General features: G+C 73.0%; 14 protein-coding genes. 8 read left to right on the forward strand and 6 right to left on the reverse strand.

Features of this window, described 5'->3' with window-relative positions:
• Positions 1-72: 72 nt before the first annotated feature.
• Positions 73-831 (reverse strand): ferritin-like fold-containing protein, encoded by a 759-nt coding sequence (locus ACFWAR_RS37730; RefSeq protein ID WP_354382325.1) that lies wholly within the window; start codon positions 829-831, stop codon positions 73-75.
• 494 nt (positions 832-1,325) lie between these two features.
• Here ACFWAR_RS37730 and ACFWAR_RS37735 point away from each other — a divergent pair, with 494 nt between their 5' ends.
• From ACFWAR_RS37735 to ACFWAR_RS37745, 3 genes are all read left to right on the forward strand, one after another.
• A complete protein-coding gene (locus tag ACFWAR_RS37735) occupies positions 1,326-3,338 on the forward strand; it encodes a DEAD/DEAH box helicase (RefSeq protein ID WP_385787754.1) in 2,013 nt (670 codons plus the stop codon).
• Between the two features lie 113 nt (positions 3,339-3,451).
• Positions 3,452-4,327 (forward strand): alpha/beta fold hydrolase, encoded by an 876-nt coding sequence (locus ACFWAR_RS37740; RefSeq protein WP_385787757.1) that lies wholly within the window; start codon positions 3,452-3,454, stop codon positions 4,325-4,327.
• Positions 4,328-4,412: 85 nt separating this feature from the next.
• Positions 4,413-4,565 carry a hypothetical protein gene (locus tag ACFWAR_RS37745; protein WP_330332467.1) on the forward strand — a complete coding sequence of 51 codons (153 nt, stop codon included), beginning with the start codon at positions 4,413-4,415 and terminating at the stop codon, positions 4,563-4,565.
• A 102-nt stretch (positions 4,566-4,667) separates the two neighbouring features.
• Here ACFWAR_RS37745 and ACFWAR_RS37750 read toward each other — a convergent pair whose 3' ends face one another.
• The 4 genes from ACFWAR_RS37750 to ACFWAR_RS37765 all read right to left on the reverse strand — a co-directional run bounded on the left by ACFWAR_RS37750 (position 4,668) and on the right by ACFWAR_RS37765 (position 7,827).
• Positions 4,668-5,273, reverse strand: coding sequence for a MarC family protein (locus ACFWAR_RS37750; protein WP_354382322.1), 606 nt, complete (start codon positions 5,271-5,273; stop codon positions 4,668-4,670).
• A gap of 165 nt (positions 5,274-5,438) precedes the next feature.
• Positions 5,439-6,311 carry a PHP domain-containing protein gene (locus tag ACFWAR_RS37755; RefSeq protein WP_385787761.1) on the reverse strand — a complete coding sequence of 291 codons (873 nt, stop codon included), beginning with the start codon at positions 6,309-6,311 and terminating at the stop codon, positions 5,439-5,441.
• 130 nt (positions 6,312-6,441) lie between these two features.
• The gene (locus tag ACFWAR_RS37760) at positions 6,442-7,089 is read right to left on the reverse strand and encodes a DUF6758 family protein (RefSeq protein WP_385787764.1); all 648 of its coding nucleotides are present in this window, start codon (positions 7,087-7,089) and stop codon (positions 6,442-6,444) included.
• A 153-nt stretch (positions 7,090-7,242) separates the two neighbouring features.
• Complete coding sequence (locus ACFWAR_RS37765; protein ID WP_385787767.1) at positions 7,243-7,827, reverse strand: suppressor of fused domain protein; 585 nt, start codon at positions 7,825-7,827, stop codon at positions 7,243-7,245.
• Positions 7,828-8,163: 336 nt separating this feature from the next.
• Here ACFWAR_RS37765 and ACFWAR_RS37770 point away from each other — a divergent pair, with 336 nt between their 5' ends.
• Together ACFWAR_RS37770 and ACFWAR_RS37775 are read left to right on the forward strand one after the other, a co-directional pair.
• Positions 8,164-9,279: a magnesium and cobalt transport protein CorA gene (locus tag ACFWAR_RS37770; RefSeq protein WP_385787769.1), complete on the forward strand. Its 1,116-nt coding sequence runs from the start codon at positions 8,164-8,166 to the stop codon at positions 9,277-9,279.
• A 32-nt stretch (positions 9,280-9,311) separates the two neighbouring features.
• The gene (locus ACFWAR_RS37775; RefSeq protein ID WP_385787772.1) at positions 9,312-9,824 is read left to right on the forward strand and encodes a hypothetical protein; all 513 of its coding nucleotides are present in this window, start codon (positions 9,312-9,314) and stop codon (positions 9,822-9,824) included.
• A gap of 86 nt (positions 9,825-9,910) precedes the next feature.
• Here ACFWAR_RS37775 and ACFWAR_RS37780 read toward each other — a convergent pair whose 3' ends face one another.
• Entirely contained in the window at positions 9,911-10,747 is an 837-nt protein-coding gene (locus ACFWAR_RS37780; RefSeq protein ID WP_385787775.1) for a hypothetical protein, read from the reverse strand.
• A gap of 162 nt (positions 10,748-10,909) precedes the next feature.
• On the opposite strand from ACFWAR_RS37780, the gene ACFWAR_RS37785 reads away from it, so the two are divergent.
• From ACFWAR_RS37785 to ACFWAR_RS37795, 3 genes are all read left to right on the forward strand, one after another.
• Positions 10,910-12,181, forward strand: coding sequence for a magnesium transporter MgtE N-terminal domain-containing protein (locus ACFWAR_RS37785; RefSeq protein ID WP_354382315.1), 1,272 nt, complete (start codon positions 10,910-10,912; stop codon positions 12,179-12,181).
• 202 nt (positions 12,182-12,383) lie between these two features.
• Entirely contained in the window at positions 12,384-12,923 is a 540-nt protein-coding gene (locus ACFWAR_RS37790; RefSeq protein ID WP_385787782.1) for a DUF1003 domain-containing protein, read from the forward strand.
• A gap of 42 nt (positions 12,924-12,965) precedes the next feature.
• The gene (locus ACFWAR_RS37795) at positions 12,966-14,126 is read left to right on the forward strand and encodes an Mrp/NBP35 family ATP-binding protein (protein ID WP_385787779.1); all 1,161 of its coding nucleotides are present in this window, start codon (positions 12,966-12,968) and stop codon (positions 14,124-14,126) included.
• Positions 14,127-14,182 lie beyond the last annotated feature (56 nt).

The raw sequence follows: 14,182 nt of genomic DNA on the forward strand, positions 1-14,182 counted from the left end.
GGCCCCGAAGCGGACGTCCGCTTCGGGGCCACCGTCATGACCGGCCGGGCGCCGGCCGGCGGGCGGGCGTCCTCAGGCCGCGAGGCCGAGGGCCGCCATCCGCTTGGTGTGCGCCTTGGTGATGCGGGTGAACATCTCGCCGACGGCCGCGAGGTCGAAGCCCGCGGCCATCCCGTCCACACCGCCGACGAGCATGGTGGAGAGCGCGTCGCGCTCGGCGACCACGCGCTGCGCCTGCGAGAGCGCCTCGCCCATCAGGCGGCGGGCCCACAGCGCGAGGCGGCCGCCGCAGCGCGGGTCGGCCTCGATCGCGGCGCGCACCTTCTCGACGGCGAAGCCGCCGTGACCGGTGTCGTCGAGCACGGCGAGCACGAGGGCGCGGGTGTCGGTGTCGAGGTGGGTGGCGACCTCGCGGTAGAAGTCACTGGCGATCGAGTCGCCGACGTAGGCCTTGACCAGGCCCTCCAGCCAGTCCGACGGCGCGGTCTGGCGGTGGAAGTCGTCCACGCCCTTGGCGAAGGGCTCCATGGCTCCGGTCGGCTCGGCGTCGATGGCCGCGAGCCGGTCCCGCAGCCGCTCGAAGTGGTGGAACTCGGCGGACGCCATCTTGGCCAGCTCGGCCTTGTCGTCGAGGGTGGGCGCGAGCTTCGCGTCCTCCGCGAGTCGCTCGAAGGCGGCCAGCTCTCCGTACGCGAGGGCGCCGAGCAGGTCCACGACGGCGGCCCGGTACTGCGGCGAGGCGGAGGCCTCGGACCAGTTCTGGGCGGCGATGCCGGCGTTCGCGCCGGGGTCGTCGGCTGCGGCGGGCGATGCGTTTTCTACGGTCGACATGCTCCGCACAATAGCCCGCTCGGGCCCCACGGGAACCACGTGGCCACTGCACGGGAGCCCGCCGCGAAACCGGTGGTCCGAGCCGCACGCCGGTGTCGACCTGGTGAATTCACCCGACACAGCTGCGCGATTCCGGGGTACAGTGGTAATGCGCCTGCCGGATACTCGGCGGGCCGTCCCAATGAGGATGCCCGGTCGGTGGCCCGATCGGCTCCAACCCCGACCGCCCTCGGCGTGGTGTGTGCGTTCATGCGCATCGCCCACGAGGGGCCCCCTCAGCGGCATGAGCGCTTGAGCGAAGGCCCGTGGTCCCGCGCAGCTTCCGTACACAGCAGTACTGCAAGCCTGGCACGGTACGACCCCCTTCGCCGCCTCGGGCCGCGTCTCACAGAAGAGGCAGCACCCTGACTACGTTCCGAGACCTCGGGATCTTCCCCGAGACCGCCGAAGCCCTTGAAGCCGTCGGCATCGTGTCCCCCTTCCCGATCCAGGAGATGACCCTCCCCGTCGCCCTCACCGGCACGGACGTCATCGGCCAGGCCAAGACCGGTACCGGCAAGACGCTCGGTTTCGGCCTTCCCCTGCTGGAGCGGGTCGTCGTCCCCGCGGACGTCGAGGCCGGCCGGGCCCGCCCCGACCAGCTGACCGACGCCCCGCAGGCCCTCGTCGTGGTTCCGACCCGCGAGCTGTGCACCCAGGTGACCAACGACCTGCTGACCGCGGGCAAGGTCCGCAACGTCCGCGTCCTCGCCATATACGGCGGCCGCGCGTACGAGCCCCAGGTCGAGGCGCTCAAGAAGGGCGTCGACGTCATCGTCGGCACCCCGGGCCGCCTGCTGGACCTGGCCGGGCAGAAGAAGCTCGACCTGTCCCACGTCAAGGCCCTCGTCCTGGACGAGGCCGACGAGATGCTCGACCTGGGCTTCCTGCCCGACGTCGAGAAGATCATCAACTACCTGCCGCCGAAGCGTCAGACCATGCTGTTCTCGGCGACCATGCCGGGCGCGGTCATCGGCCTGGCCCGCCGGTACATGACGCAGCCGACGCACATCCGCGCCACCTCGCCCGAGGGCGAGGGCGTCACCGTCGCCAACATCAAGCAGCACGTCTTCCGCGCGCACAACATGGACAAGCCGGAGCTGGTCTCCCGCATCCTGCAGGCCGAGGGCCGCGGGCTCGCGATGATCTTCTGCCGCACCAAGCGCACCGCCGCCGACATCGCGGAGCAGCTGGAGAAGCGCGGCTTCGCCTCCGGCGCGGTCCACGGCGACCTCGGCCAGGGCGCCCGCGAGCAGGCGCTGCGCGCCTTCCGCAACGGCAAGGTCGACGTGCTGGTGTGCACCGACGTCGCCGCGCGCGGCATCGACGTCGAGGGCGTCACCCACGTCATCAACTACCAGACGCCGGAAGACGAGAAGACCTTCCTGCACCGCGTGGGCCGCACCGGCCGCGCGGGCAACAAGGGCACGGCCGTCACCCTGGTCGACTGGGACGACATCCCGCGCTGGCAGCTGATCAACAAGGCGCTGGAGCTGGACTTCCACGACCCGGCCGAGACGTACTCCACCTCGCCGCACCTGTTCGAGGAACTGCACATCCCGGCGGGCACCAAGGGCATCCTGCCGCGCGCCGAGCGCGTGCGGGCCGGCCTGAAGGCCGAGCAGCTGGAGGACCTGGGCGAGACCGGCGGCCGCGGTGGCCGCGGCGGTCGCGGCCCGGCCGCCGCTCCGGTGGCCGAGGAGCGTCCCGAGCGCACCCGTACGCCGCGCCAGCGCCGCCGCACCCGTGGCGGTTCCGAGGCGGCCGAGGGCGTCGTGGCCGTGGAGAGCCCGAACCCGAGCGTGGAGAGCGCGGCCGTGGCCGTGGCCGCTCCGGTGAGCCCGGTCGTCGACGCCCCCGAGGCCCCGGCCGCCGACGAGCCGCGCAAGCCGCGCCGCCGCCGCACCCGTGGCACGGCGCCCGCCGCCGTCACCGAGGCGCCCGCGGTCACCCGCACCCCGGCCACGCGCACCCCGATCACCCGCGCTCCGGCCACCCGCACCCCGGCGACGCGCACCCCGGTCAAGCTCGAACCGCTCGCGCCGTTCGTCCCGGCCGTGGCCGAGGTCGACTTCCAGATGGCCCCGCCGGTCGAGCCCGCCCCGGTCCGCAGGGCCACCCGCGCGCCCCGCAAGGCTCCGGCTCCGGTGACCCGTACGGTCGCCAAGGCCGCCGTGGTCGAGGCGCCCGTCGCCGCGGCCCCCGCGGTCGCCGTGGTCGAGGAGGCTCCGGTCAAGCCGAAGCGCACCCGGACCCGCAAGGTCGCCGAGGCCGCCCCGGTCGCCGAGGCCGCCGCCGTCGCGGTCGCGGTCGCCGAGGAGGCTCCCGTGAAGCCGAAGCGCACCCGGACCCGCAAGGTCGCCGAGGCCGCCCCGGTCGCCGAGGCCGCCGCGGTCGCCACCGAGGACGCTCCGGTCAAGCCGAAGCGGACCCGGACCCGCAAGGCCGCCGCCGCCCCCGAGGCGTAGGCACCCGCTCCACAGGACGGCCCCGTTCCCCCCTTCCGAGGGGGGAACGGGGCCGTCCGCGCATCCGGCGCACTGCCCGGGCGGCGCCGGCTACGGGCCGGTAACCTCTGGCCATGAGCAAGCCGCCGCGCCTCACCCTGCCGCCCCACGCCCGCGCCCGGTCCCTGAGCACCGGCCGGGGCGCTTTCGCCGTGCACGAGGCCGGTGAGCCGCTGCGCGGCACCGCCCTGCTGGTTCCCGGGTACACCGGGAGCAAGGAGGACTTCATCGGCCTGCTGGAGCCTCTGGCGGGCGCCGGGTACCGGGTCGTCGCGGTGGACGGGCGCGGGCAGTACGAGAGCGCCGGGCCGCGCGACGAGGACGCCTACACCCTGGCCGAGCTGGGGCGGGACGTGCTGGCCCAGGCGGCCGCGCTGGACGCCGGCGAGCGCCCGGTGCACCTGGTCGGCCACTCGCTGGGCGGCCTGGTCGCCCGCGCCGCCGTCCTGCGCGACCCGGCGCCCTTCGCCTCGCTCACCCTGATGAGCAGCGGCCCCGCCGCCATCGACGCCGCCCAGCAGGACCGTACGAAGCTGCTCGTGGCGGCGTTGGAGATGCTGCGCGAGGACATGCCGGCCGTGTGGGCGGCCATGCGCGCCCAGGACCCGCCGCAGGAGGCGCCGGACGGCGAGGAGCTGGCGGAGTTCCTGCGGGGGCGCTGGCTGGCGACCGTACCGGAGCAGCTGATCGCGACCGGGCGGATCCTGATCTCCGAGCCCGACCGGGTGGCCGAGCTGGCCGCGGTGGAGCTGCCGAAGCTGGTGTTGTCGGGGGCCGTGGACCATGCGTGGCCGGTGCCGTGGCTGGACGCGATGGCCGTCCGCCTCGGGGCCCGGCGGGCCGTGGTCGAGGGCACCGAGCACTCCCCCAACGCGGAGGACCCGGCGGCTACGGCCCGGGCCCTGGCGGCCTTCTGGGCAGACTTCGACGGGTCAATCCTTAGCAAGTGAAAAAATTTCCTTAGCGTAGGGAATGTTTGCCTCCTACACTTCGTTGGAACGTATGCAAGGAGAACACCGACGAAGGGAGAAGCCGATGCGCTTCGAGATTCTGCGCCTGGACGATGTCGACGGAACCGCCGTGGACAGCACCGTCGTGGACGCGGCCTCCGTCAACCGGATCGTGCAGCAGGCCGCGTCTATCGGCCAGCGCATTCTGATCCGACCGTTCGAGTCCGCGTCCTCCTGACGGCGAACCCGCGCCGCACCCATTGCACGACGCCCCCGCACCGGATCCGGTACGGGGGCGTTCGCATGACCGGCGGCGGGCGCCGCGGTCCGTTCGGGGCGCTCAGGCGTTGTGGACGACCTGCAGCACGCCGTTGATGATCTGCTGGACCGCGATCGCGGAGAGCATCATGCCCGCCAGCCGGGTCACCAGCACCACGCCGCCGTCCTTGATGACCCGGATGATCACCAGCGAGTAGCGCATCGTGAGCCACAGCACCACGTGCATCGCGATGATCGCGGACCAGACGGAGACCTGGCCGGAGAAGCCGTCGGCCTTCTGCACCGCGAGGATCACCGAGACGATCGCACCGGGACCGGCCAGCAGCGGCATGCCCAGCGGCACCAGCGCGACGTTCACGTCCTTGGTCTGCTTCGGCTCGTCCGTCTTGCCGGTGAGCAGGTCGAGCGCGATCAGCAGGAGCAGCAGACCGCCCGCGATCATCAGCGCGGGGACCGAGACGTGCAGGTAGTCGAGGATCTGCTGGCCGCAGATGCCGAAGACGGCGATCACGCCGAAGGCGACGCACACCGCCTGCCAGGCCATCCGGCGCTGCACCTTGGCCGGGCGGCCGGAGGTCAGCGCGAGGAAGATCGGCGTGATCCCGGGGGGATCCATGATGACGAAGAGGGTGAGGAAGAGGGAGCCGAAGACGGCGAGATCGAACACAGTGATGCCTTGCGCCTTGCAGATGAGGGGTGTGGGTGAAGGGTGTGGGAACGTACGCGAGCGCGCGTGCGGGACCGGCACCGTTGGGGGACCGGGAAGCCGGGAAGACCCCGGAGGACGCGTGGGCCCTCGGGAGACGGCGCGCGCGGCGGGCGTACGGGACGCCTACGCGTCGGTGCGGCCGCGTCCGCCCGCGCCGGGGACCGGGAAGGCCCCGGTCGCACGGCGGGTGATCTCGCCGTAGATCTCGGGGTCGGTCGTGAACTCCCCGAGCCGACAGGTCTTGCGGCTGCCGTGGTAGTCGCTGGAGCCCGTCGTCAGCAGGCCCAGCTCGCCCGCGAGGCCGCGCAACCGCGCGCGCGTGGCGGGATCGTGGTCCATGTGGTCGACCTCGACGCCGTCCAGACCCGCGGCCGCGAGCTCGACTATCGCGGCCTCCGGCACGCACTGCCCCCGCTTGAGGGCGAGCGGGTGCGCGAAGACGGTGACCCCGCCGGCCGCCTTGACCAGCCGGATCGCCTCGAAGGGGTCCAGCTCGTGCTTGCGGGCGTAGGCACGGCCGCCGTCGGCCAGCCACTGCGGGGTGAAGGCGTCCGAGACGCTGGCCACGACGCCCGCCTCCACCATCGCCGTGGCGATGTGCGGGCGGCCGACCGAACCGTCGCCGGCGATCCGTGCCACCTGTTCCCAGGTGATGGGGACGCCCAGCTCCTGGAGCGCGCCCACCATCGCCCGCGCGCGCGGCACCCGGTCGTCGCGCACGAGCTCGCGCTCGCGGGACAGCTCGGGCTCGGTCGGATCGAAGAGGTACGCCAGCATGTGCAGCCCGATGCCGTCGAGGCGGCAGGACAGCTCGGCTCCGGTCACCAGGGTGAGCCCCTGCGGCACCGCCGCGATCGCCTCGGCGTAACCGCCGACGGTGTCGTGGTCGGTCAGGGCGACGACGTCCAGCCCGGCGGCGGCCGCGTTGCGGACCAGCTCGGCGGGGGTGTCCGTACCGTCGGAAGCCGTGGAGTGGGCGTGCAGGTCGATGCGCACGGCTCGGCTCCAGGGATCGGACGGACGGGGACACCTCAGGATAACCGGGCCGAAGGTCCTGCTCTGGCCAAGGCTTGGCGGGCGTACGGGCGAACGGAAGCGGCGGTCGCGAGCCGCGACCGGCACCCCCTCAGCCGGCTCCGCCCAGGATCCGCGGGCTCAGCGCCCCGCAGGGCAGGAGCTCCACCTCGGCACCGGCGTCCCGCAGGTCGGTCAGCACCAGCTCGTCGTACATCAGCAGCCCGGACTGCTCGGGCCACACGATGGCCCACAGCCACAGCCCGCGCGCCTCGCCCGCGAAGACGGCCCGGTCCTCCGGGGTCCCCGTGACGTGCCACATCGGCGTCGGCCGCCCGGCGGCCACCACCTTGGCGTGCGGCGGGGCCGATACGTTCATGAAGGGGCCCGGATCGGGACCGTCGATGCCCGCGTACCGCGCCCCCAGGCCCACGCCCAGCTCCTCGGCGACCAGCAGCAGCTCGCCGATGCCGCCCAGCGGGCCCGGCCCGGAGCACGCCACCGCGGTGGCCCGCCCGCCGCTGCGGTCGTCGCCGGCGGACGCGACCCCGGTGAACAGCCAGCCGACCGGCAGCGGCCACGGCATCCACACCGGCACCCGCGCGCGGTGCACCACGACGCCGAGACCCTCGACGCTGGGCGGGATGACGGGCTGCAGGGGGTGGACGGTGCCGTGCACGGAGCACTGCCAGGAGTCAGCGAAAAGACCGGGCGCCCTGACCCGGCCACCACACTTCGGGCAACTCGGTTCGCCCCTCATACAGAGCCACGCTCCTCCCCGTCCGCCGCCGCGTCAAGGGACGATCACCCGTCCGGAGTCGATACCTACCCCCGGTGGCGCCAGTCAGTCGTGCGGAGCCGCCCGTCCGGGGCGCCGCCCGGGGCGATCCGTCCCGGCCGCCGGGCCCGGCCGTCAGTCCAGGGCCACGGAGGTGCGCCGGGGGTCGCGCAGGTCGGTGCCGCGCGCGAGCCAGCGTTCCTGGAGGGCCGCCGCGCCGTGCACCCGCTTCCAGGCGGCCTCGTTCCCGGTCATCGGCAGCAGCGGCAGGAACCGCACCGGGTCCATCGGCGCGTCCAGCTCCAGGTCCTCCACCAGCCCGCCGGGCTCGGCGACCAGGACGGAGCTGAACGGCGCCCCGGGCCACAGCGGTTCGCCCACGTCGAGCGAGGCCCCGGGCGACACCACGAGCCCCTCGACCTGCGGGGAGGCCCCGAGGACCGCGAGCGGCCGGAGCACCGGGTCGGTCGGGACCACGCCCGCCCGCACCGTCAGGACCAGCTCGGCGCGCGGCCCGCGGACCGGATCGGACACCACCACGGTGGGGTCGCCCATCGGCTGCGCCGACATCCCGAGGGTCGCGTAGCGCACCACGTCACCGTCGAGGAAGCGCAGGACCTCGATGCGGTCGGTGCCGAGGAAGGTGACGGCGGCGCGGGCGTCGGGCTCACCCAGCGCGGTGCGCAGCCGGGCTTCGACAAGTGCCAGAAGTTCTGCCATGGAGCGAGCATAGAACTCCTATCGCTGGGGTAAAGGCAGGCTCTTGACCATCCGTCGGCTGTTACTGTGGACCGCTGGCCGGGGCCACACGCAGAAGCGTGGATGCATGCTCCGGCGACAGGACTTCCCCTACGGGGGACCGGCCGGAGGAGGTGGGGCTGCAATGGATCGAAGTCGATCGTGCAGTACCAACCGCTCTTCCACGGGCGCCTCACGCTCCCTTTGAGCTGAAGAGCGACGGCAGAAACTTTCCTCCCGTCCTGCTTCCTTCCGCCTGCCCGCAGCGGCGGAAGGTCTCCCACCCGCGTGGCCCGCAGCCGCGCGAAGGAGCCTGCCATGTCGATGCTGCCCTACCTCCGCGCGGCCGTACGTCCCGCGCTGCGCAGGTCCACTCCGGCCCAGTCCGGCTACGACACCACCCGCGACCACTCCGCGAGCAGCGCGGTCGTCGACTGCGCCGTCTACCGCGCGGGCCGCCGCGACCGGGGCGCCGCCTGCCTGACGCCGCGCGAGGCGATGCGCCGGGTGCGCGAGGACGGCGGCTTCGCCTGGATCGGCCTGCACGAGCCGACCGAGGCCGAGTTCGCCGGTATCGCGGCCGCCTTCGGACTGCACCCGCTGGCCGTGGAGGACGCGGTGCACGCCCACCAGCGGCCGAAGCTGGAGCGCTACGACGACACCCTCTTCACCGTCTTCAAGACCATCCACTACGTCGAACACGACCAACTCACCGCCACCAGCGAGGTCGTGGAGACCGGCGAGGTGATGTGCTTCACCGGCCCGGACTTCGTCATCACCGTGCGGCACGGCGGCCAGGGCTCCCTCAAGGGCCTGCGCCACCGGCTCCAGGACGACCCCGAACTGTTGGCCAAGGGCCCCTCGGCCGTCCTGCACTCGATCGCGGACCACGTGGTCGACGGGTACATCGCGGTGGCCTCGGCGGTCCAGGACGACATCGACGAGGTGGAGAGCGCGGTCTTCGCCGCCCCCGCCAAAGGCAGTCCGCGCGGTGCGGACGCGGGCCGGATCTACCAGCTCAAGCGCGAGGTGCTGGAGTTCAAGCGGGCGGTGTCCCCGCTGCTGCGGCCGATGGAGCTGCTCAGCGAACGCCCCATGCGGCTGGTGGACCCGGACATCCAGAAGTACTTCCGCGACGTCGCCGACCACTTGGCCCGGGTGCACGAGCAGGTCATCGGCTTCGACGAACTGCTGAACTCGATCCTCCAGGCCAATCTGGCGCAGGCCACGGTCGCGCAGAACGAGGACATGCGCAAGATCACCTCGTGGGCGGCCATCATCGCGGTGCCGACGATGATCTGCGGGGTCTACGGCATGAACTTCGAGCACATGCCGGAGCTGCACTGGCGCTACGGCTACCCGATGGTGATGGCCGCCATCGCCGCCAGTTGCTTCGCCATCCACCGGTCCCTGCGCCGCCACGGCTGGCTGTAGGGGCCGTCCGCGCGGCTGGCTACCCTGTGCGCATGACTCTCAGCACGCTCGACCTGGCCCTCGTCGAGGAGGCCACCAAGAAGTCCGGCCTCATCTGGGTCCGGGGCAGCGGGCCCGACCGGGCCCTGTGGCACGCGTGGGTGGACGGGGCGGCGCACGTCCTGGGCGACGGGCCCGGCGAACAGCCCTTCCCCGGTCTGACCGACGGCGCGACGGCCGAGGTGACCGTGCGCAGCAAGGACAAGGGCGGTCGCCTGGTCGCCTGGACCGCCGCGGTCACCGAGCTGGCCCCGCACGGCGAGCCCTGGTTGGCGGCGGTGGCCGAGCTCAAGGGCAAGCGGCTGAACGCGCCCGATTCGGAGCGGATGACCGAGCGCTGGGCGCGCGAGTGCCGGCTGCTGCGGTTGGAGCCGGTGGCGGCGACGACCGAGCTGCCCGCCGCGTCGCTGGCCGCGCCCCCGCTCCCGTCCCCGGCCATCACCCGCCTGCCCGCCCCGGCGGCCCTCCCGAAGCTCCTCCTGAAGCGCAAGAAGCCCCGCGCCTAGACCAGTCCCTCCGGGGGGGGGCTCCGGACGTACCCTCCGGGGGCGCCTCAAACGCCGGCGAGGCTCGACATCCGCGCCCCGGGGCGTCAGCCGCTCGTGCCCGGGTCCGCGCCCTGGCCGCCGGATCCGCCGGTCGAGGCGTCGTCCGCGGCGCCGCTCCTGCTCGCGCCCGGGCCCGGGCTCTTGCCGGTGCCGGTGCCCTTGGTCGTGGGCAGCTGGGACCCGTAGTCCACGGTCTGGTCCTGGGCCGGGGCGGCCAACGGGAACTGCTGGCCCCAGTCGGTCAGCTCCACCCGACCGGCACCGCCCGCGCGCTCCATCCGCAGCGGGTACGGGGTGCCCTCCAGGGAGACGGCGAGCTTGCCGCCCTTTCCGCCGTCCGAAGTGAGCAGGACCGCCCTGGTGGGGCCGACCTTCGTGTACTCGGCGCCCTTGGCGAGCTTCCCGCCGAGGCCGAGCAGCCCGTCCAGCAGCACCTGCATGTCGGTGAAGCCGCGGAACTGCTTGTAGGAGGGGTCGGCCGCGGGGACCTTGACGAACTTGTCGCCGAGCTTGCCGGCCGCCTCCGACTGCCCCCAGAACGCCGCGTCGGCCTTCAGGTAGAGCTGCTCCCCCACCCGCAGCAACCGGAAGGTGTGGTCCTTGGACTTGACCTCGCCGGAGCCGCCGTCCGACTTCAGCTTCATGTCCAGCGTGAAGGACTTGCCGCCGCTGACCAGGGTGCCGGCCAGGTGCACCGCCTTGGCCTCCGAGGCGGCCGCGCGCGCCTTGGACTCGATCTTGTCCGCGGACAGCTTGCCGACCCCGTTGGTGCCCTTGTCGGGGTCCTCCCCGCAGCCCGTGGCGGCGATGGCCAGACCCGCGCAGAGGACCCCGATGGCGGTGGTCCGGCGCAGCCGTGCGGCAGGGAAGGTGGCGGTCACGGGCAGGTGCCTCTCGTCGGTCGTCAGCGAGCAGCAGGCAGCGTACCCGCACGACGTGCGCGACCCCGGCCCGGCCGGAACGCCCCACCAGGGCGGTTCGCGGCGGCACGGGCTAGCCTGAGGGCGGCAGGAATCTTGATCGACGCTCCAGGAGGCGCTCGGATGGTGGCAGGCGCCCCGCGGATCTTTGTCTCGCATCTGTCGGGCGTACCCGTCTTCGACCCCAACGGCGACCAGGTGGGCCGGGTCCGCGACCTGGTGGCGATGCTGCGCGTGGGCGGACGCCCGCCCCGGCTGCTGGGCCTGGTCGTCGAGGTGGTCAGCCGGCGCCGCATCTTCGTGCCCATGACCCGGGTGACCGGCGTGGAGTCGGGACAGGTCATCACGACCGGCGTGGTCAACATGCGGCGCTTCGAACAGCGCCCCACCGAGCGGCTCGTCCTGGGCGAGCTGCTGGACCGCCGGGTGCGCCTCGTCGCGGACGACGAGGAGGTCACCGTCCTGGACGTGGCCATCCAGCAGCTCCCGGCCCGGCGCGACTGGGAGATCAACCGGATCTTCGTCCGCAAGGGCAAGGCGGGCGCGCTGCGCCGCCGGGGCGAGACGCTGACCGTCGACTGGTCGGGGGTGACCGGCTTCTCCCTGGAGGAGGACGGCCAGGGCGCCGAGAACCTGGTCGCCACCTTCGAGACGATGCGCCCCGCCGACCTCGCGAACGTCCTGCACCACCTGACGCCGAAGCGGCGCGCCGAGGTGGCCAACGCCCTCGACGACGACCGGCTCGCGGACGTGCTGGAGGAGCTGCCCGAGGACGACCAGGTGGAGATCCTCGGCAAGCTCAAGGAGGAGCGCGCCGCGGACGTGCTGGAGGCGATGGACCCGGACGACGCGGCCGACCTGCTCTCGGAGCTGCCCGAGGACGACAAGGAACGGCTGCTGACCCTGATGCGGCCGGACGACGCGGCCGACGTGCGGCGCCTGCTGTCCTACGAGGAGCGCACCGCGGGCGGTCTGATGACGACCGAGCCGATCGTGCTGCGGCCGGACGCCACGGTCGCGGACGCGCTGGCGCGCGTACGCCAGTCGGACCTGTCCCCGGCGCTGGCCGCGCAGGTGTACGTGTGCCGCCCGCCGGACGAGACGCCGACCGGCAAGTACCTGGGCACCGTGCACTTCCAGCGGCTGCTGCGCGACCCGCCGTTCACGCTGGTGAGCTCGCTGGTGGACACGGACCTGCCGCCGCTGCGCCCGGACGCCTCGTTGCCGGTGGTGACCAGCTACCTCGCCGCCTACAACATGGTCGCGGTGCCGGTGGTCGACGAGAGCGGCTCGCTGCTGGGCGCCGTGACGGTGGACGACGTACTGGACCACCTGCTGCCCGACGACTGGCGCGAGACGGACTTCCACTCCGAGGAGGCCGGGCGTGGGCACTGACCGGGGGCGCGATTCCGGGCGGGAGCGCCGCCGGGAGCAGATCAGGGAGCGCCGCGAGCAGTCCAGGGCGCAGGCGCGCGAACACGGGCGGGAGCACGGTTTGTCGGACCGGCTGGACGAGGTCGCGGGCCGGGTGCGGGCGGAGCGGGCGGACCGGCACGACCGGGCCGAGCGCGAGGCGCGCGAGGGCCGGGCCGAGCGGATGAAGGCCGGACAGTCGACCGGGTCGAGCGCGCTGACGCGCTCGCGCGTGCGGCTGGACCTGCCGCGCCCGGCGCGCCGGCGGCTGCTCCCCGAGTACGACCCGGAGGCCTTCGGCCGGTTGTCGGAGCGGGTGGCGCGCTTCCTCGGCACCGGGCGGTTCATCGTCTGGATGACGGTCGTCATCATCGCCTGGGTGCTGTGGAACATCTTCGCGCCCGACCCGTGGCGGTTCGACGAGTACCCCTTCATCTTCCTGACCCTGATGCTGTCCCTCCAGGCGTCCTACGCCGCTCCGCTCATCCTGTTGGCGCAGAACCGCCAGGACGACCGCGACCGGGTCAACCTGGAGCAGGACCGCAAGCAGAACGAGCGCTCCATCGCGGACACGGAGTACCTCACGCGGGAGATCGCGGCGCTGCGGATGGGCCTCGGCGAGGTCGCGACCCGCGACTGGATCCGGTCGGAGTTCCAGGATCTGATCAAGGAGATGGACGAGCGGCGGCTCTTCCCCTCCGAACGTGACGAAGGCGACCGCTGACGGGCTTACCGACGGCGTGCTACCGAGCCGTACCATCGGGGCATGGCTACCGACACAAGCTCTGCCGCCGGGCCCGATCAGGACGCGATCCTGGACGCGCTGGCGACGGTGAACGACCCCGAGATCCACCGGCCGATCACCGAACTCGGCATGGTCAAATCGGTGGACGTCGGCGACGGCGGAGCGGTCGCCGTCACCGTCTACCTCACGGTGTCGGGCTGCCCCATGCGCGAGACCATCACCAAGAACGTCACCGAGGCCGTCGAGCGGGTCCCGGGCGTCACCTCGGTCGCCGTCACGCTGGACGTGATGAGCGACGAGCAGCGCAAGGACCTGGCGAGCAGCCTGCGCGGCGGCACCGCCGAGCGCGAGGTGCCCTTCGCCCAGCCCGGCTCGCTGACGCGCGTCTACGCCGTCGCGTCCGGCAAGGGCGGCGTGGGCAAGTCCTCGGTCACGGTCAACCTCGCCGCGGCGATGGCGGCCGACGGGCTGAAGGTCGGCGTCGTGGACGCGGACATCTACGGCCACAGCGTGCCGCGCATGCTGGGCGTCGAGGGCAAGCCGACCCAGGTCGAGAACATGATCATGCCGCCGTCGGCGAACGGCGTGAAGGTCATCTCCATCGGCATGTTCACCCCGGGCAACGCGCCCGTGGTGTGGCGCGGCCCGATGCTGCACCGCGCGCTCCAGCAGTTCCTGGCGGACGTGTACTGGGGCGACCTGGACGTCCTGCTGCTCGACCTGCCGCCGGGCACCGGTGACATCGCGATCTCGGTGGCTCAGCTGGTGCCGAACGCCGAGATCCTGGTCGTCACCACCCCGCAGCAGGCCGCCGCCGAGGTGGCCGAGCGGGCCGGTTCGATCGCCGTGCAGACCCACCAGAAGATCGTGGGCGTCGTCGAGAACATGTCCGGGCTGCCCTGCCCGCACTGCGACGAGATGGTCGACGTGTTCGGCACGGGCGGTGGCCAGGCGGTCGCCGACGGCCTGACGCGGACCATCGGCTCCACGGTGCCGGTGCTGGGCCAGATCCCGATCGACGTCCGGCTGCGCGAGGGCGGCGACGACGGCCGTCCGGTGGTGCTGGCCGCCCCCGACTCGCCCGCCGGCGCCGCACTGCGGGCGATCGCGGGCAAGCTGGGCGGCCGCGCGCGCGGCCTGTCGGGCATGTCGCTGGGCATCACCCCGCGCAACAAGTTCTAGGACGACCGGGCCCTCGGGTCCGCGGGTACGCGAGAGGGGCGCCACCGCTGCGGTGG

This window comes from Streptomyces sp. NPDC059917, assembly GCF_042730635.1.
Classification (GTDB): domain Bacteria; phylum Actinomycetota; class Actinomycetes; order Streptomycetales; family Streptomycetaceae; genus Streptomyces.